Source organism: Candidatus Babeliales bacterium (assembly GCA_036260945.1).
GTDB lineage: Bacteria > Babelota > Babeliae > Babelales > JACPOV01 > JACPOV01.
Map to the genome: position 1 here is coordinate 1 of DATALT010000002.1, position 17,811 is coordinate 17,811.

The 17,811-nt window shown below is 41.8% G+C and carries 14 protein-coding genes; 10 read left to right on the plus strand and 4 right to left on the minus strand.

What is annotated here, in order from left to right; translation table 11 throughout:
* From VHO47_00460 to VHO47_00500, 9 genes are all read left to right on the plus strand, one after another.
* Positions 1–2,194, plus strand: a 2,194-nt coding sequence (locus VHO47_00460) for a hypothetical protein (GenBank protein HEX2977582.1), incomplete at its 5' end; no start/stop codon positions are given.
* Between the two features lie 154 nt (positions 2,195–2,348).
* Positions 2,349–3,716 carry a right-handed parallel beta-helix repeat-containing protein gene (locus VHO47_00465; GenBank protein HEX2977583.1) on the plus strand — a complete coding sequence of 456 codons (1,368 nt, stop codon included), beginning with the start codon at positions 2,349–2,351 and terminating at the stop codon, positions 3,714–3,716.
* 29 nt (positions 3,717–3,745) lie between these two features.
* Positions 3,746–5,038, plus strand: a complete 1,293-nt coding sequence (locus tag VHO47_00470) for a hypothetical protein (protein HEX2977584.1) — start codon at positions 3,746–3,748, stop codon at positions 5,036–5,038.
* 93 nt (positions 5,039–5,131) lie between these two features.
* Entirely contained in the window at positions 5,132–6,415 is a 1,284-nt protein-coding gene (locus tag VHO47_00475; GenBank protein HEX2977585.1) for a right-handed parallel beta-helix repeat-containing protein, read from the plus strand.
* A 92-nt stretch (positions 6,416–6,507) separates the two neighbouring features.
* Positions 6,508–7,800, plus strand: coding sequence for a hypothetical protein (locus VHO47_00480; GenBank protein ID HEX2977586.1), 1,293 nt, complete (start codon positions 6,508–6,510; stop codon positions 7,798–7,800).
* Positions 7,797–9,167 (plus strand): right-handed parallel beta-helix repeat-containing protein, encoded by a 1,371-nt coding sequence (locus VHO47_00485; protein ID HEX2977587.1) that lies wholly within the window; start codon positions 7,797–7,799, stop codon positions 9,165–9,167. Before VHO47_00480 ends, VHO47_00485 begins: the two co-directional genes overlap by 4 nt.
* Before the next feature lie 169 nt (positions 9,168–9,336).
* Positions 9,337–10,596, plus strand: a complete 1,260-nt coding sequence (locus VHO47_00490) for a right-handed parallel beta-helix repeat-containing protein (protein HEX2977588.1) — start codon at positions 9,337–9,339, stop codon at positions 10,594–10,596.
* 51 nt (positions 10,597–10,647) lie between these two features.
* Entirely contained in the window at positions 10,648–11,919 is a 1,272-nt protein-coding gene (locus VHO47_00495) for a right-handed parallel beta-helix repeat-containing protein (protein HEX2977589.1), read from the plus strand.
* 75 nt (positions 11,920–11,994) lie between these two features.
* The gene (locus VHO47_00500; protein HEX2977590.1) at positions 11,995–13,263 is read left to right on the plus strand and encodes a right-handed parallel beta-helix repeat-containing protein; all 1,269 of its coding nucleotides are present in this window, start codon (positions 11,995–11,997) and stop codon (positions 13,261–13,263) included.
* Between the two features lie 68 nt (positions 13,264–13,331).
* Here the strand turns inward: VHO47_00500 and ftsZ are convergent, their stop codons facing one another.
* The 3 genes from ftsZ to VHO47_00515 are packed head-to-tail and all read right to left on the minus strand — an operon-like array spanning position 13,332 to position 16,437.
* Positions 13,332–14,477 carry a cell division protein FtsZ gene (ftsZ, locus tag VHO47_00505; protein ID HEX2977591.1) on the minus strand — a complete coding sequence of 382 codons (1,146 nt, stop codon included), beginning with the start codon at positions 14,475–14,477 and terminating at the stop codon, positions 13,332–13,334.
* Between the two features lie 8 nt (positions 14,478–14,485).
* A complete protein-coding gene (gene ftsA, locus VHO47_00510; GenBank protein HEX2977592.1) occupies positions 14,486–15,712 on the minus strand; it encodes a cell division protein FtsA in 1,227 nt (408 codons plus the stop codon).
* A complete protein-coding gene (locus VHO47_00515; GenBank protein HEX2977593.1) occupies positions 15,709–16,437 on the minus strand; it encodes a hypothetical protein in 729 nt (242 codons plus the stop codon). The genes ftsA and VHO47_00515 overlap by 4 nt, the downstream gene beginning before the upstream one ends.
* A gap of 246 nt (positions 16,438–16,683) precedes the next feature.
* On the opposite strand from VHO47_00515, the gene VHO47_00520 reads away from it, so the two are divergent.
* Positions 16,684–17,082 carry a hypothetical protein gene (locus VHO47_00520; GenBank protein HEX2977594.1) on the plus strand — a complete coding sequence of 133 codons (399 nt, stop codon included), beginning with the start codon at positions 16,684–16,686 and terminating at the stop codon, positions 17,080–17,082.
* Here VHO47_00520 and VHO47_00525 read toward each other — a convergent pair.
* Positions 17,060–17,797, minus strand: coding sequence for an RNA methyltransferase (locus VHO47_00525; protein ID HEX2977595.1), 738 nt, complete (start codon positions 17,795–17,797; stop codon positions 17,060–17,062). The two genes, VHO47_00520 and VHO47_00525, sit on opposite strands and share 23 nt — an antisense overlap.
* Positions 17,798–17,811: the final 14 nt, after the last annotated feature.

Below are 17,811 nucleotides of genomic sequence, written 5' to 3' on the forward strand. Positions count from 1 at the left end.
ATCGTTAACTGCGGTGGTGAATCTGAATCCAGTATTTAGTGTTCTCAATCAGATAGTTGTAAACCAACAAGGTACGTTCACCCAAGTTGGGGCAGGATTTAATGGTACGTTCAGTGCGCTTGCTGCATGCTGCAATGGTACGTTCTCAGTATTAAATACCATCACTACAAATCAGCAGGGAACGTTCAGTGTATTAAATACATTAAGCAATGCGGGAACCTTCTCGGTACTCAATACAGTTCTGACAAACCAAGCGGGTACCTTCAGTGCGCTCGCTGCGTGTTGCAACGGTACGTTCTCAGTACTAAACACGGTAACAACAAATCAGCAAGGTACGTTCAGTGCGATTGCCGCTGGGTTCAATGGTACATTTAGCTCATTGAGCACGTTGAATTTACAACCGGTATTTACTGCAATTGCTGGAGGATTTAATGGCACATTTAGTTCGCTTGCTGCCTGTTGCAACGGCACCTTCTCAACGCTCAATAGAATACTAACTGATGGCCAAGGAAGCTTTACACAAGTTGCCGCAGGATTTAACGGCACCTTCAGTGCGCTTGCCGCATGCTGCAACGGTACATTCTCAGTATTGAATACAGTAATCGCAAATCAGCAAACAATTATAACCAATCAAGCGGGGACTTTCAGTGCATTAGCTGCTTGTTGCAATGGTACATTTAGCGTACTTGGTGCAGGATTTAATGGTACATTTAGTGTGATGGCGACCCTTAATTTACAACCAGTATTTACACAAGTTGCCGCTGGCTTCAACGGAACATTCAGTGCGTTAGCTGCATGCTGCAATGGTACCTTCTCAGTACTCAATCGTCTCGACCAGTATAACTGTTCGCCAGTTTATATTACGCAGGCTACGTTTGGCCCTATCGGCGGCGTGCAAACACCGCTAGTAATAAATCTGCCTGGCATCTATAGATTTGCGAGTAACGTTATTTACAATCCTTCAGGTGCAGGAACGCAAGGTATAGTAATCAACGCTTCGGATGTTACCCTCGATCTTTCATGCTATACATTCTCGCAATCTGGGGGTGGCGTTGTAGCGACTGATGCTATCAGGGTTAATAGTGGATTTGCAGATGTTACCATTAAGAACGGAAAGATTGATGCGTTCACGCGCTGCGGTATCACGGTACAAAGCAATACGGAACGAATCTCAATATCAGATATTTCTATTACTCGATGCGGCATACGCGGTATCGAGCTTCTTGGCGGAGCTGCGGGTCCAAAAGACAGCATTCATGCTGCATACATTAAGAATGTTAACATAATAAAATGTTGCACCGATTCCTTAGCTGCCGACAGAGCGCTGTATCTTCAATCAACAGCAAATACTGAATTAACGAATATCAATATTAATGATTGTGGCGCATTGAATGTAAATGCATTTTCGGCGGTAACATTGGAAAACTGTCTTGAAATAGAATGTAATGATATAGATGTTGATGATGGCCTTGCGCTTAACGATTTCCGTGGATTCTTGCTAACTAATAATTCAACTCGGTGCACATTCAATGATTGTACAACTGCAAATAATCAAGCGATCGGCAACGCTCGAGGATTTATGCTTGACGCTGTTGGCTCATCTTCGTCTAATACGTTCAACAATTGTAGCTCTACATCGTTAACTGCATCTGCGCTCGTCGATGGATTCTTAACAGCGACCAATTGCAACAACAATATATTTAATAATTGTCAATCGAATGCGCATACGTCTACAGGTGCTTCAACAAGTGCCCTTGTTACAGGATTTAATTGTATCAATAACAATGGTAACACGTTTATCAATTGTTTAGCGCAGACAAACCTTGCTCCAGCAAGTACCGTTCCTTTCCCAAACTTCGGTGCTATCGGTTTTGATTTCAACACAACACAAAGCTGCGATGCTATTTCGTGTATTGCAACAGATAACGCGACCGGAACAAATTCTAACAGCTGCGGGTTTAGGGTAATTAACGGAACACGAACAGTAATTAAGGAAGGATACTCAGCTGGTCACAATTTTGGTTATCGAATTGATCCTATTAATAGTACTGCAAATGCATTTACACGAAATCTTGCTGTCAAAAATGTCACGCAGTTTTCAGGATTTGGTATGACATCCTACCAACTAGCACCATCTATGGCGGGTATCAATGGTATGTTAACCAATCCATGGACAAATGCGGGAATAGGTTAATAAGCAAGTAAATCCAAGAGAAGCTCGGCACCAAATGCCGAGCTTCTCTTGCGCACAAGGTGATTGACAATACGCAGGAAATCGCATTAAAGTGATTTGAAATTTCACAAGCACACTTTTTATCGAAAAAAATTGGAAAAATAGTTGAGGAAGCATGAATTATAAAAGTTTAGCACTCTTTGTCTTGTCTATTTTTTTCATTGTGTCGGTTCAAGCAGTTGAGCTAACGGTTTCTCAGCCAGGTATTTACAAACTTGGCGATTTTATTGTCAGTAATCCAACTGGTGCAGATAGCATCATTAACATCACTTCTAGTAACGTGATACTCGATCTTGGTGGCTACGTGATTTCTCAGGGAAATGCAACCGCCAGTGTTGATGGGATCGTTATAAATAGTTCGTTAACCGACGTTACGGTGCAAAACGGAACTATTCGAAATGTTACCGGTCGTGGCATAGTTGTAAATCAGAACTGTTCACGTATTCAGGTTAATGGAATAGTGTTTCGATCATGTGCGCAGTCTGGTGCAACATTTATCGGAGCTGTGGGAAATACGATTAATGATTGTTTTATTACCGGATGCAGGTTTTATAATTGTCCTACTGCCGCAGGAAGCACCGCTCTTTCATTGACGAGTTGTTTGCGATTTGAAGTGAGCGATTGTGTTGTTGCGGGAAGCACTATTTCTGGGGGGTCTGCAGCGGTGTTTTTTGTACAGCTTATCAACTGCACTCAATGTACAGTAAGAGATACGGTGGTTCAAGGCAATTCGTTTGCGCCTGCAGTTTCTGTCAATTATGTTATGTTTCAAGATAATGCGGGAACAAACAACAGTTTTATTAATTGTATTGCTCGAAGTAATAACTTAATCAATGGGATACTTACTGTGTTTTCTCTCGGTGGAAATCTCGCGACCGTTGATCGCTGTCAGATCATAGGAAACACTAATACTGGCGCCACCACTAACTGCCTTTCATTATCTAATGCAACAAGAACAACGATGAGTCAACCAATAATAATGAGAAACACCGGAGCAACAGTTCAAGGTGTTTTTTTTACGGGAGGTTCAGCTTCTAATATTTTGACAGATGCGGTCGTTTCTGCAAATCAAGGAACCGGGCTCACTATCGGCATCTCTTTCAATAACGGATCAACCAATACCGTGCGCCGTTGTATTAGCTCTAATAATGTTTCAACTGGTGGCATTTGCGCTGGGATCGCTTTTGTAACCGCGGCCAGCAATAACTGCGCTGTTACCGACTGCCTCTTTAGTAACAATAAAGGGTCCAGTAACGCTAATTCTTTTGGCGCAAATATTACCGTTGGTGCCAATAATTTATTTACAAGAAACGTTGGATTCAATAATAATGTGGCAGCTGCAGGCTCTGCTCAATTGGTTGGCGTCCCGGCCGGATCAGTTACCACGCCGACTGCTCCTTCTACCCAAAATATTAATGGTGTCGGCACGGTTCCGCCCGGTACATCGTGTCTTTATTGGACGAATCTCAGTGTCGCGACATAAAACAATCTGGCATAAAAAAGGGCTGGTAGATGATGAGATTTGTAGCACTTCTAGCGATATCGATACTGAATTTTTGTTGGCCCGCAGGCGCAACTGAATTAACAATTTCCCAGCCGGGAATGTATCTGCTTGGTGATGCGATTACAAGTAGTCCTGCCGGAGCAGATAATATAATTAATATAACGTCAAGCGACGTGGTTCTCGATTTGGGTGGGTATGTTATTTCCCAGGCGAATGCGACCGCCAACGTTGCTGGCATTGTAGTCAATCCAAGTTTGAACGATATTGTGATTCGCAATGGCACCATTCGGAATGTTACAGGAACTGGAATCGTTTTGACTTCAACCGATGCGCGCATTCGCATTTCAAATATTCTTTTTGAAAACTGCGCAAGTGCAGGAATGACGGCCGATGGATCGGCAGGAAGCATAAACGATATTGAATTAACACAATGCCGTTTTTACGGGTGCAGTTCAACTGGTACCAACGTGATCTTATGGAATAATGTTAATCGCTCTTCGATAGCGAATTGTATCATCGATGGGACGAGTAACACATCTCTTCTTACGTGCCTTAATGTTCGCAATTGTACCGCTTCTAGTTTTATCGATATTACTATTCAAAATAATAGTTCATCGGGAGATTTCATAGGTGTTGATGAGAACATTTGCGCATCTAATTATTTTTCAAACGTGATCAACAGGAATAATAGGAATACCGGTAACAATTTTGGGTTTTCTACGCGGAGTACCGCATCAATTTATAATAACTGCTTGGTGATACAAAACAGTGCGACCAACATTCTTAGGTCTTTTAATATTAGTGGCTCTTTAAGCACCATATTTAGGCAATGCCAAGCGGTCAATAGTGGCGGTGCGTCTAATGTGACTGGTTTTAGAGAGGACGGGCTCATCTCAGTCCAAAGCAATATATATCTGGATTCTCTTGTGAATACCCTTACTAGTCCGAATAGCGTAGAAGGCTTTCAACTAAATGGAACCGGTTGCATAGTAGGCAGATGCGTGGCTTCAAATAATTCAGGCGTATCAGCAAGTGGAGCTACGGGCCTTAACGCTAGAAGGTGCATCATATTTGACTCTATCTTATCAAGAAATATTGGTTCGGGTGGCACCACTGGCTTTGGGGTAACGGATTCAGTTCCAACGACAGGTGACTTATATTATAGAAACGTAGCCTTTAATAATAATGTAGCGCAATTTACGCCGGCTTTAGGATTTCCTCAAACTATCCCCGCTTCTCCTGCAACTCAGTTTCTTAATGGGATCACTCAACCGTGGACTAATTTGGCGGTAGCGACGTGAAATTTAAAAAAGAAAATTTATGATATGAAAACGAATAAAAGTTTTTACACGTGGAGCATGCGATGCTGATGTATTTCTACATGCGGAGACATAATGCTTAGATTAAAAAATATATTGCTAATTTATATTGTTCATATTTTTTTCCTGAGCAAAGCAACTGAATTAACAATTTCCCAGCCGGGAATGTATCTGCTTGGTGATGCGATTACAAGTAGTCCTGCCGGAGCAGATAATATAATTAATATAACTTCAAGCGACGTGGTTCTCGATTTGGGGGGGTATGTTATTTCCCAGGCGAATGGGACTGCCAACGTTGCTGGTATTGTCGTCAATCCGAATTTAAGCGATATTGTGATTCGCAATGGCACCATTCGGAATGTTACAGGAACAGGGATTTCTCTCGTCGCGACCGATTCTCGCATTAGAATAGCAAATGTGATTTTTGAAAATTGCGCAACATCAGGGTTAGCTGGAGATGGGTCGCTTGGTGCGCTCAGTGATATCGAGCTGAGTCAATGTAGATTCTATGGTTGTTCAACGACAGGAACGGCAATCATTTCCTTCAGGTCAGTAAATCGTTCATCTATAACAGATTGCGTAATTGATGGAACGGTTAATATAACTTCCCTTAATTGCATACAGCTTTTGGCATGTTCGTCATGTCGATTGAATGCTATCACAATTCAAAACGTATCAAGTACAGGCGCTCTAAATGGAGTTTTTGTAACTGCTGGCTCTCTCTATAATAGTTATTCAAATTCCATGATTACCAATTGTTCTGGTGTGCCATTTAATGGTTTCAATAGTGCCGATGCTGTTAGTATTTTTAACAATTGCTCTGTTGTCGGAAATAGATGCGTGGTTATATCTGGACTTCAACCTTGTTTTTTTCTAACAGGCACTAATTGCTTAGTAACGCAGTGTCGAGCTATCGGCAATTCATCTTCAACAGGTAATTTCGCCGGATTTGCAACTACTAATCAAAACAATATCTTCCTTGATTGTGTTTCTTCCGGTTTGGCCTCCTCCGTGGTAGTTAATTATAGTACTGCGGGTGCTCCTCAAACCATTATCGGACGTTGCGTAGGATCGAATTCCGCAGGCACATCTCTGGCGATTGGCTTATCCGCCGATAACATTGCAACCAGATGCACCGTATTCGATTGCTTATTTTCAAGAAATATCGGAGTATCTGGGATTGGGGTTAACGATGTCGTTAATACCACTGGCAGCTTATACTATAGAAACGTAGCGTTTAATAATAGTACAGCGCAATTTAGTGGCACTGGTTTTCCTCAAACAGTCCCAGCTTCGCCAGCAACTCAGTTTCTTAATGCGATCACTCAACCGTGGACTAATTTGGCGGTGGCGACGTGAATTTAAAAAAGAAAATTTATGATATGAAAACGAATAAAAGTTTTTACACGTGGAGCATGCGATGCTGATATATTTCTACATGCGGAGACATAATGCTTAGATTAAAAAATATATTGGTAGTTTATATTGTTCATATTTTTTTGCTGAGCAACGCAACTGAATTAACAATTTCCCAGCCGGGAATGTATCTGCTTGGTGATGCGATTACAAGTAGTCCAGCTGCCGCAGATAATATTATTAATATAACCTCAAGCGATGTGGTTCTTGATTTGGGGGGTTACGTTATCTCTCAGGCGAATGGGACTGCCAATGTAGCTGGAATAGTGATAAATCCGAATTTAAGCGATATTGTTATTCGCAATGGTACGATCAGAAGTGTCACGGGAACTGGACTCGTTCTGACTTCGACCGATGCGCGTATTCGCATTTCTAATATTCTTTTTGAAAACTGTGCTAGCGCAGGAATGACTGCCGATGGATCGGCAGGAAGCATAACCGATATTGAATTAACCGACTGCCGCTTTTACGGTTGTTCGTCAACGGGGAACAACGTGATCTTGTGGAGTAATGTTAGTCGCTCTTCAATTGGCAATTCTATAATTGCTGGAACGGCTAATACAACGTCCCTTAATTGTATCAAACTGACGTGTTCGCAATGTCGGTTTAATTCTATCACAATTCAAAACATTTCGAGCACTGGCAATCTTAATGGAGTTTCAGTAGATGCTGCCTCAGTCAATAATAACTATTCAAACGTCATTTTTACTAATTGTTCTGGGGGCTCTGGGTCGCTAACGTTTTTTAATGGTTTTGATAGCAATGATTCTAACAGCATATTCAGCAATTGTTCTGTGATCGGAAATACAAGCTTTGGCAGTGCAAGTTGCTTTTCTTTAGGCGGAAATAATTGTGTGCTGACACAGTGTCGAGCGATTAGCAATATACTCACAAGTAACAACAGTATTTCTGGGTTTTTTATCGCAGGATCAAACAATATTCTGCTTGATTGTATAGCAAATAATATACGGGCGACTACAGCAGCATCTGTAAATGGATATCTATTTCTTACATCAACGATTTTGGGGCGCTGTATAGCATCAAACGCTAATTCTTCTGGAACTGGTTCCGGTCTTGTTGCATCTCCCAACTTGACAAGATCTATTATATTCGATTCTCTATTTTCACGAAATACGGGATCAACTGGCAATGGAGTTAGTGATGCTGTTAATGCAACTGGAGATTTATACTATAGAAACGTAGCGTTTAATAATAGTACAGCGCAATTTAGTGGCACTGGTTTTCCTCAAACAGTCCCAGCTTCGCCAGCAACTCAGTTTCTTAATGCGATCACTCAACCGTGGACTAATTTGGCGGTGCCTGCATGAATTTAAAAATAAGGAAAGAGATGTGGTATCGTGATTTTACAATTCAATTAGTCTTGCTTTTTTTTGTAGTTTTTACACCGCCAGTGCGCGCGGTAGAATTGCTCATAAATCAGCGGGGATTTTATAGATTAGGTGATACTATTTCGAGCTTTCCCGCAGCTGCCGATAGCATAATAAATATTACCGTCAGCGATGTCGTGCTCGATTTGGGCGGTTACACTATTTCACAAGGAAATGCTACCGCATCCGTTGATGGCATTCTTATAAATAATGGACTAAGCGACATTGTGATAAGAAATGGAACAATCTCTAATGTAACGAGGTCGGGCATCAGGATCGGCAGTTCGTGCTCACAGATTACGATACAAAATGTAGAGTTCCTCAACTGCAGAGTGAGCGGTGTTGATTTTCAGGGAACTGCAGGGAGTCGGGTCGTTGACGGGGCGGTAACAAACTGTCAGTTTTATAATTGTGCAACTACCGCAGGGGGCGCCCCAATTAACATGCTTTCATGCGCAAACTTTTCAGTAAATAATTGTACTATTGCGAATGCAAGTGCGACTATTGCATGGACAGGTGCGCTCCTAAACACCTCTTCGCAATGCTCATTTAATTCTTTAACAATCAAATCGAATACAACAACTAATGCTTTGACAGGAATAAGCGTTATTGGTGGGTCTTCAAACAGTTTCACTAATTGTCTTATTCAAAATAATAGCGGCTCGACTGCGTTGACCGGGGTAAGCCTGACGACTGCCACGACCGCCAATAGTCTTATTGATTCTACGGTTGCTGGAAACACATCTAGCGCTGGACTCTGTATAGGATTTAGCTTAAACAATGCTCCAACGACGTATTTTAATAATTGTAGTGCTAATGGTAATACCGGAGTTGGTGCCCGCGGATTTGTTTTTGATGGCGGCTCAAATAACGTAGCAGTTATCGGTTGCACCGCCAATGGTAATGCTAATTCCGACGCTGCAAGTAGCGCAGTGGGTTTTCAAATTCTGACCGCTTCAAACGGCTTATTATTGGATTGTGTTTCTGCTTATAATACTTCCGCTTTAATAAGCCAAGGAATCGCATTTGGAGGTCTTACTCCTGGTGCTACGTGGACTCTGAGATCACCTCTGGCGGAGCGAAATCTTGGTAACAGTGCTGCCAACTCATTTGGACTTTTTGTCTCAGCTCTAACGCCAGGAGCATTTTTTTATAGAACCATCGGGTTCAATAATAATACAACTGCGGCTAATCAGATAAGTGCTCCGGCTGCTTATAGTGGATCCATAACTAACCCTGCCGCACCACCAACGAGCAACATGAATGGCATAATTGGCGCTTGGGAAAATCTTGCGATTCAAAATTAGCGCAGTGCAAAATCTGGTTGGACGATCATATGAGAAATTCATAAAACCAATTTGTGCTGGATGAAGGGTGGTGAAATATAAGGTTTTCCCCATCAAATTAAATAGAAACAAAAAAAGTAGGTGATATTTTAGTTTAAAATTGTGTTGATTACAAATAAGGAGATAGAAGATGAGAAAAAAATTAATACTAGCGTCATTGATGCTGGCGTCGTCAGTTGTGCGGCCCGATTCGGTCTGTTCTGTTGTTTCTAGTCCAGGAAATTATATTTATGGAGCCGATAATACAGGAAACCCTACAGATCCGAATGACTCATTGGTTTGCATAGAAGTTGGCGATGTGGTTGTAGATCTAGGTGGGCACGCGTTTACACAGGATCCGAATAATTTTGTTGGTGGATTTTCAGGTGTCGTGATTTCGCCAAATCTGACTAACGTTACCATTCGAAATGGCTCTATTAGAAGTTTAACAGGCAAAGCGATTATTGTTGGCGAAGGTTGCACCGACATACGAATCGAAAATATAGATGTATCTACCTGCTATGATGGCGGGATTATTATAAATGGCGTTTCAATTAATCCGGTAAAAGATATTGTGGTAGATAATTGTTTGGTTTCATCGTGCACAGGAAGCGAAGCAAGTACGACGTATGGTATACGTGTATCAAATGGCGAAAATATAACGATCAAAAATTGCACCATTAAAGGCAACGATGGTGGAACGGTTAGTTCAGGGTTTGGAATTAGCCTTGAAGCGTGCGATTCCAGCAGGATTGAAGATACTGTAGCGCATAATAATGGCGGAAACGCGCTTGGTGTTGGGGTAAGTCTTTTTCAATGTCAGTGGACGACCGTTAATAATTGCTCAGTCTTCAATACGATCGCGCGTGCAGTTTCAAGCAGAGCAACAGGATTATTAATAAATCAATCATCGCATACAACGATTTCAAACTGCGCCGTGAAACATACGAACAACTCATTGGGCGAGGCATATGGCTATCAATTGATAGATGGTTCTGATAATTTGTGCATACTTTGCCAATCGTTAAATAATGCAAGCGCCACAATTGCTTCAGGCTTCTATCTGAATGGTACAGAAACCAAATCTTCTCTTTTGAAGTGTAAGAGTCGTTTAAATGATGGTGGCGTAGCGGGTGTTGGGTACGGAATTTTAATTGATGGGCCACAAAATTGCGATATTTGGTATAACCAAGTTATAGCAAATAGCGGAAGCACTGGATTTGGTTTGACCGATACAACCTCGAATTCAAATAATTTGATCGTAGGCAATCTTGCGTTTCAGAATACAACGGCCGCATATGATGTTACCCAAATACTGCCGCGAGTTTTTCCTGTTGCAAACGCTTCAGTAGCAGATTTTACTACCATCTCGAGCATTAGCAAATATATAAATATCGCGTTTGCACCGTAACCGATTAGTTGATGTATGAATATTTACACAATTTTTGAAAACATGAACCCTATGAATCGCTTAATAAAGTTTTTTTTAGTGTCGATAATCGCCTGCGCATATTTGAACGCAGCGTCTGTTTCTATTGTCTACGATACTCCAGGGCATTTTCTCTACGGGGGTGGCTATACCGCAGTCCCAACAGATCCAAACGATGCGATGTTTGTTTTAGCCGCAAGCAACCTCGTTATCGATCTTGGCGGCAATGTTTTTAGCCAGGATCCCTCATCCCTAGGGGTGCCGGGATTTAAAGGGTTTGTTATAGCCCCCGGTGTGCAAAATGTGACGATCCAAAACGGTATAATCGCTGGATTTACGGGAACGGGAATCTTCGTGAGCGATGGATGCGATCAAATTTTCTTTAATAATGTGACGAGCGCTTTTTGCACCGATGCGGGAATCGCTATGGTAGGCACCACCTCTGGCATAACGAACGTCAAAATTCAGAACTGTTTTGTTAACGATGTATTATCGAGCGATGGCGCAGCAGCTCATGGAATTTCTTGCATAAATGCTGAACGAATAGCAATTCAGGATTGCATTTTTGAGATCAGTTCATTGGTACCATCGGCAACTGGGGCAGGAATCTATTTGGAAAATGTGGGAGGGTTCCAGCTTGAGAGATGTCAATCGGTTCAGCAAACCGCATCGCAGCTATCTGCCGGCATTCTTTGCAAGAATTGTAATGTAGGGATTATGAATGAATGTATCGTCTATTCAAGCTCTACTATTAGTGGAGATGGTTCTGATGTTGCAGCTGGATACTTTTTAGACGGATGTACGCGTACGATTCTTTCAGGATGTCAAAGTGCGTTTAGTCTTGCGTCTACAGGAACATGTCATGCGTTTTTCTCTCAAAATGGGCAGAAAAACAGTTTTAATGGCTGCTTAGGACAAAGTAATATTGGCTTTGCGGGTGCTTGCGGGATTCATCTTGTTAATGAATTGAAAACGACGATTCAAAATACAGTGATTCGCGAAACGATTTCAACCACCGGTACTGCAAATGGAATAAAATTAGGCGATGGTTCAGCTAATTGCTATATTCATGGAAATACTGTCTTGGATACTGAAGGTGTCTATTCGTTTGGTATAGCTGATAGCGCAGTAAATAGCAGTTCACTATTCACTCATAATGTTTCGTTTAATAATGTTGTCAATTTTGCGATAAATTATGCTGGAGGTGTAACGCTGCCGGTTATTGAAGGAAGTTTATCATCGAGTACGCCAGGTTTGCCTACAAATACTGGTGGCTTGCTGGATAACGTGGGCGTAAATCCGTAAATAATTTTATGATCCCAACGGTTTAGGCTTAATATTCTAGGGGATCATAGAATGATTTGTTGGAGTGGATAAATAATGAACATAAACTATTTTGTTGCAATTGTTTTCGTGTGCCTTTTTGCTATTGAACAAGCTGGTGCAGATTCCGTAGCTATCGTGTACGATAACCCGGGTTATTATCTTTACGGAGGAGGAATGACCGCTTCCCCAACCGATCCTGATGATAGCATGATTATTATTAATACGAGTAATGTTGTGATCGACATGGGCGGAAATATTTTTAGGCAAGATCCTGAAAACACCGTTCCAGGATTTAAATGCGTTTCAATAGCGCCGAATCTTTCTAATGTTACCATTCGCAATGGGATTATTGCTGGTTTCACCGGAAATGGGATTGTTGTTAACGACGGGTGCTTTGATATTGTTTTGGATGGTCTTAGCATTAAGGGCTGCACCGATGCCGGCATTAACTTCATAGGAGATAGATCCGGCATTATGGATGTAGCAATAAGAAACACGAGTGTTTCAGATACTATCCCAGGTAGTTCAAGAGTGACTGCAGGCGTTCATGCGTTCAACACCACGCGTACACTTATAACAACCTGTTATTTTGAAGGTAACGAGTTGGTATCTCCTGATCGCAGTGCTGGGGTACACTTTGAAAACTCCTCTGTTTTTGAATTTTCCAACAATCGTACCATCGGCCAAGTTGGCAAACAATTTGCTGCCGGTTATATGTTTGAAAACTGCACAGAAGGAATCATTCGGGATTGTTTGGCCTACGCAACAAATACGGCAAGTGGTGATGGTTCAGATGTAGTGTCCGGTTTCTATATGGATACCTGCAAAGATATCTGGATCAATTCGTCCCAAAGTGTTTCTGGTAAAGCGCGCGGCCAATGTTTTGGGTTTTATTCGCAAAAAGGCGTTGGCACTATTCTTGAAAAGATTTCTGTGCAAAGCCAGCAGGCGGATCAAGGTTCTTCAGGAATTTATTTGAGCAATGAAGACGGCTCGTATATTAATAACTCAACAATTCGCAGTGTTGTATCAACAAAAGGGAATGCTTACGGAATTCAATTAGCGGACAATTGTACGCGGTGCCAAATTGAGGAGAATCTAGTAAGCAATAATAGTGGCGAACGCTCTTTTGGGATTATTGATAATGCAAACCCGTCAACGTCTCTTTTTATCAGAAATCAGTGTTTCAACAACAGCATCAATTACTCAGTTACGTACCCAGGTTTTGAGCTGCCAATTATTAATGGAAGCCTTTCTAATAGAGATCCAGGCCTTCCAAGCCTTGTGTGCGGTACGCTTGATAACGTGAGCGTAAGTTTATAAATAACGCACATTTAAAATAGTAGTTTTTTTTGGGTGAGGGGCCGTTTTATTGGCCCCTCTTTTTTTTTTTAAACTAGGTCTTGTTCAGATTGTTTTTTTTGTCTCATAAAGGTAGGGACATCAAGATCGTCAAACGGAACGGATGATTGAGTTGGTTCAGCCTGTAGCGTTTGTTGCACTTTTACCTCAGCACGTTGAAATTGCGCAGGAGTAATTTCTTTAGGCGTTACTTTCGCGATTTCGGCCTGAGCTGAGCTAAATCCGGTTGCGATAATAGTTACGCGAATTTCATCTATGAGCAACGGATCGATGACTGAACCTAAAATGATATTAGCATCTATATCTGCTTGTTCATGCACGATTGATGCAGCAATCCGGATTTCATGGAGGCCTAAATTAGTACCGCCAGTAATATTTAATAAAACACCTTTTGCTCCCGCGATGCTCATATTTTCAAGAAGAGGAGAGTTTATCGCATCAAGTGCCGCTTTTTGTGCACGATTAGTTCCAGAAGCGATGCCAGTTCCCATCACCGCAAGGCCGCGATCTTTAATAATGGTGCGCACATCAGCAAAGTCAACGTTAATGTGCCCCGGTTTTGAAATAATATCGGAAATAGATTTGACTGAGCGATGTAATATGCCGTTGATCATTGAAAAAGCATCAATCATCGAAATATTTTCGTCTACTACATCAAGCAGTTTTTGATTTGGCACCACAATAAGTGTGTCAACTTCTTTTTTCAAATTTTCTAATGCTGCGTCTGCGACCGATGCGCGCCGTTTTCCTTCAAATTGGAACGGTTTTGTTACTACCGCGATGCATAAAATATTTTTTTCTCGTAACGCTTTTGCAATGACCGGTAGTGCGCCAGATCCGGTTCCGCCGCCAAGTCCACCCGTTAGAAAGACGATATCCGCATCTGCAACGAGCTCAAGAATTTTGTCGAGATCTTCTTCTGCAGAACGTTTACCTAATTCGGGATTTGCCCCAGCGCCAAGCCCTTTGGTAGATTTTAAGCCGATTTGCACTTTATGTTCGGCTTTGGATTTTTCAAGTGCTTGTGCGTCAGTGTTTGCAACAATAAATTCAATACCTTCAAAGCCGGTATCGATCATGCTGTCTACCGTATTGCCGCCGGCTCCGCCCACGCCGATGACTTTGATGCGCGCTATTGGAGCATTTGTTTTATTCTCAGATTCAAAGATTAACATACCCTCTCCTAAAAAAAGTCGGACACCCATGATTTCATTCGAGCCACCATACGCGATACGAGGGGGCCCGATATCCCATCAGTAGAAGTATTGCTTTTTTGGAGTGCATGAAGCAAGAGTCCGTAACCTGTAGCATAGAGCGGCGTCGTGAGAGTGATAAAGTTTGTATGATCCAATCGTGGTCTACCGATGCGAACGGGAACTTTCAAAATTTCATGCGCAAGTGGAACTAAGCCATCGAGCAGTGAACCGCCACCAGTCAGAACAAATCCAGCGGTTATTGTTTGATTGAGTTGTTTGCTATCGATAATTTGTTTTACCATCATGAGCAGTTCTGTTGCGCGTGGACGCAAAATGCCGCTCAGCTCAGGAAGCCAAACATCATGCGTTTGCCCATCTTGCAACGAAGCGACGTTTATAATTGCGTCATTATCAATTTCTTGCACGCTGCCAAACTCTTTTTTTATGCGTTCGGCTTCAAGGAGCGTTGTCTGCAAACCGACGGCAAGGTCGTTGGTAAATTGATTTCCAGCGACAGGAATAACATGCGTATAGCGAATTGCGCCATGCGCATAGAGTGCTAAATCGGAGGTGCCACCGCCAATATCAAGCATGCCTACGCCAAGTTCTCGCTCGTCAGGAGAAAGGACTGCAGCAGCAGATGCTAATTGCTCTAGTACAATATCGGTAACTTTAATCCCAGCAGATTCGCAGCAATTGATCAGATTTTGCGCAGAGGCTGTGCCGCCTGTGATAATGTGAACATTTGCTTCAAGCCGAACGCCGTACATACCAAAAGGATCATTTATTCGTTCGTTTCCATCGATAACAAAATAATGCGGAAGAACATGAAGAATTTGTTGCCCTTCGGGGAGCGCTATTGCTTGTGCGGCAGCCAGAACATTGGCAATATCTTGGCGAGAAATTTGTCCACGCTTAATAGGAACAACGCCTTGAGAGCTCAAAGATTTAATGTGGCTTCCCGAAATGCCAATGCATGCACGGTCAATCGTGCATCCCGCCATAAGTTGAGCTTCTGAAACTGCCAATTTTATTGATTGAACTGTTTTTGCAATGTCTACCACGACACCTTTTTTTAGTCCATGTGATGGAGAATTTCCAATACCAACAATTTCAAGCGTGCCATCCGATTGCTGTTGTGCTACCAGAACACAGATCTTGGTTGTCCCAATATCTATTGCAACAATAAGTTCAGAAAAAATATTTCCTTTCATCCTCTTTCCTCCCTACCTTTGGCCTGGTACACAATTATCTGCTTGTTAAATCTAATATCGGCCAGCCAGGCGGTTGGTATTATTTTTTTTAGTTTCTTTTGCTCCACCAACTTTTTTTGCGCATCACAACACTGATCAATAACTGATTCGTCAATTTTTTGTTCCGCTCTTAAGCGAATCGGGAATAGTTTTTTTGCAAGATCTTGCACAATAATTGAGCCTGCATTTTCTATAGTGATAGCATGTGTTGCAAAAAATGATGGGGGAAATTGCTCTAACCAACTCATGCAATATGGTTCTAAATAGTTTGCAGACGATTTTATAGTAACTCGTGAAAGCTGCGTATAATGTGCAGCATAGAGAGAGCGAGAAACGAGTGCTCCGCGTTCGGTAAGCACTAAATTATCATTTGCGAGTAACCACGGCGCATCGATTTTTATATTGACGAGCAATGAGTGTGATTTAGTTTTTTTCCAACTGATCGATTTTATAATAGGGTACGTTTCTTTTAGCTGAACGTGCCACGGTTTTTCACTTTTGGTGTTATACAAATAATGCGCAGTTTTGATTATTGCTTGTTCGGTTTCGTGAGTAATAAGCGGATCAACGCAGAAAGTGAATGAATTTGGAGTGAGTGCTGAAATAACGCAAAAGGTTAGGCTTGCGCAAATAAGAGCTGCGCAGCCACCGATACCAAGGTATAAAATAACCTTTTGGCGATTCATTATCCCCCCTTTTTTTGTGCGCGCGCGAACCCCAATCGCACGGCACACTCTCCTTACCTTTTTACTATTTTCCCATTGCATTAATCAATAAATTTGTCTAATAAATTAATTTCTCATTGGTGAAAATAGTTCGCGCGCATCATGGATCATTTTTTTTTAAACACGCTCTTTTTTTGCTGAAGATCGTTCTCTTTCTTGCCAAATCTAGAATTCGTTTCATAGATTAGAAAGCGTAGGGGAGAGGAAATGAAGAAAATTGGATTTCTAGTTTTGTTCTGTTATTTTTGTCAAATGCAAGCAGCCATTGCGCCGACTCTGACTGAGATTCCCCAAATAGCATCTAATGCATGCAAAAATCATCCCTATGCAACCGCCGCTGTTATTACGGGAGTTTGGGTTGTGCTCAACTATATCGCTCAAGATCCTGAGGATTCTGATTCCGAAAATTTAACAAAAAATTATTGGTTCAATACGATTTTTTTGGGAGTGTTGATTGATCTATTTATGAATCGAGAAAAATCGGTGCCGGGTACTTTTGCTTGGATTGCTAAAGAATATAGCGAACGGAGCATAATCACGTTTCTGCCGTGGTTAACGTACGAATCGATTTCTCGTCTATTTACTAAATTTTTTTCAACTGGCTAGCAGCGCTGAAAAGTAAAATACCGGCAGCAACCGATGCGTTATAAGAAATATCGCCGCGGCGTTGAGGCAATGTGATTAACGTTCCATCTTTTCTCATTTCTTGAGAAATACCAGTACCTTCGCTGCCAATCACCAAGCACATCGGTGAATTGTACGAAATTTCATGAGCATTTTGCCCATTTTGCAGTACCGCCAAGTACATATGGTAACCAGCTTTTTTTAAAAGCGGTGTGACCGCCATAATAGAAGGAGCAACGTAAATATCCAAATATTCTGCAAGCCCGGCAGCAGCTTTTAACGCAGCAGGTGTAAGAGAAACACCGCCACGTTTTATGAGAATAACCCCGTCGCAACTCGTGCAATAGGCTGAGCGCAAAATAGCTCCTAGATTGCGGGGATCCTGAATTCCATCAAGTAACAGAAGGAAGCGTTCTTTTTGAGGATCGAAAAATTTTGATCTAATATGCATTGGAGATGCATACCCAACAACCCCTTGATGATCGATTGAACCAGCGATTTTATTTAAAACATCCCGTTCTACATACTGAATTTGCATACCTTTAGGCAGCAAAGATTCAATTTGGTTCCAAGCCTTTGGAGTAGGTTTAGTGGTATAAATAATCCTCAGTTTTCGTTTTTTTGCTTTTAAAAGCTCAACGATAGGATGAATACCATAAATAAGATCGGTGGGTGAGGTTTCTGTTTTTTTGACCATGATTATCAAATAAA

Bases quoted from the DNA above. Each gene is read 5' to 3' on its own strand.
- VHO47_00465 (HEX2977583.1), top strand. From the start codon at position 2,349: ATGAATTATAAAAGTTTAGCACTCTTTGTCTTGTCTATTTTTTTCATT.
- ftsA (HEX2977592.1), bottom strand. From the start codon at position 15,712: ATGAAAGGAAATATTTTTTCTGAACTTATTGTTGCAATAGATATTGGG.
- VHO47_00500 (HEX2977590.1), top strand. From the start codon at position 11,995: ATGAACATAAACTATTTTGTTGCAATTGTTTTCGTGTGCCTTTTTGCT.
- VHO47_00470 (HEX2977584.1), top strand. From the start codon at position 3,746: ATGATGAGATTTGTAGCACTTCTAGCGATATCGATACTGAATTTTTGT.
- VHO47_00495 (HEX2977589.1), top strand. From the start codon at position 10,648: ATGAATCGCTTAATAAAGTTTTTTTTAGTGTCGATAATCGCCTGCGCA.
- VHO47_00485 (HEX2977587.1), top strand. From the start codon at position 7,797: ATGAATTTAAAAATAAGGAAAGAGATGTGGTATCGTGATTTTACAATT.
- VHO47_00520 (HEX2977594.1), top strand. From the start codon at position 16,684: ATGAAGAAAATTGGATTTCTAGTTTTGTTCTGTTATTTTTGTCAAATG.
- VHO47_00480 (HEX2977586.1), top strand. From the start codon at position 6,508: ATGCTTAGATTAAAAAATATATTGGTAGTTTATATTGTTCATATTTTT.
- ftsZ (HEX2977591.1), bottom strand. From the start codon at position 14,477: ATGTTAATCTTTGAATCTGAGAATAAAACAAATGCTCCAATAGCGCGC.
- VHO47_00525 (HEX2977595.1), bottom strand. From the start codon at position 17,797: ATGGTCAAAAAAACAGAAACCTCACCCACCGATCTTATTTATGGTATT.
- VHO47_00490 (HEX2977588.1), top strand. From the start codon at position 9,337: ATGAGAAAAAAATTAATACTAGCGTCATTGATGCTGGCGTCGTCAGTT.
- VHO47_00515 (HEX2977593.1), bottom strand. From the start codon at position 16,437: ATGAATCGCCAAAAGGTTATTTTATACCTTGGTATCGGTGGCTGCGCA.
- VHO47_00475 (HEX2977585.1), top strand. From the start codon at position 5,132: ATGCTTAGATTAAAAAATATATTGCTAATTTATATTGTTCATATTTTT.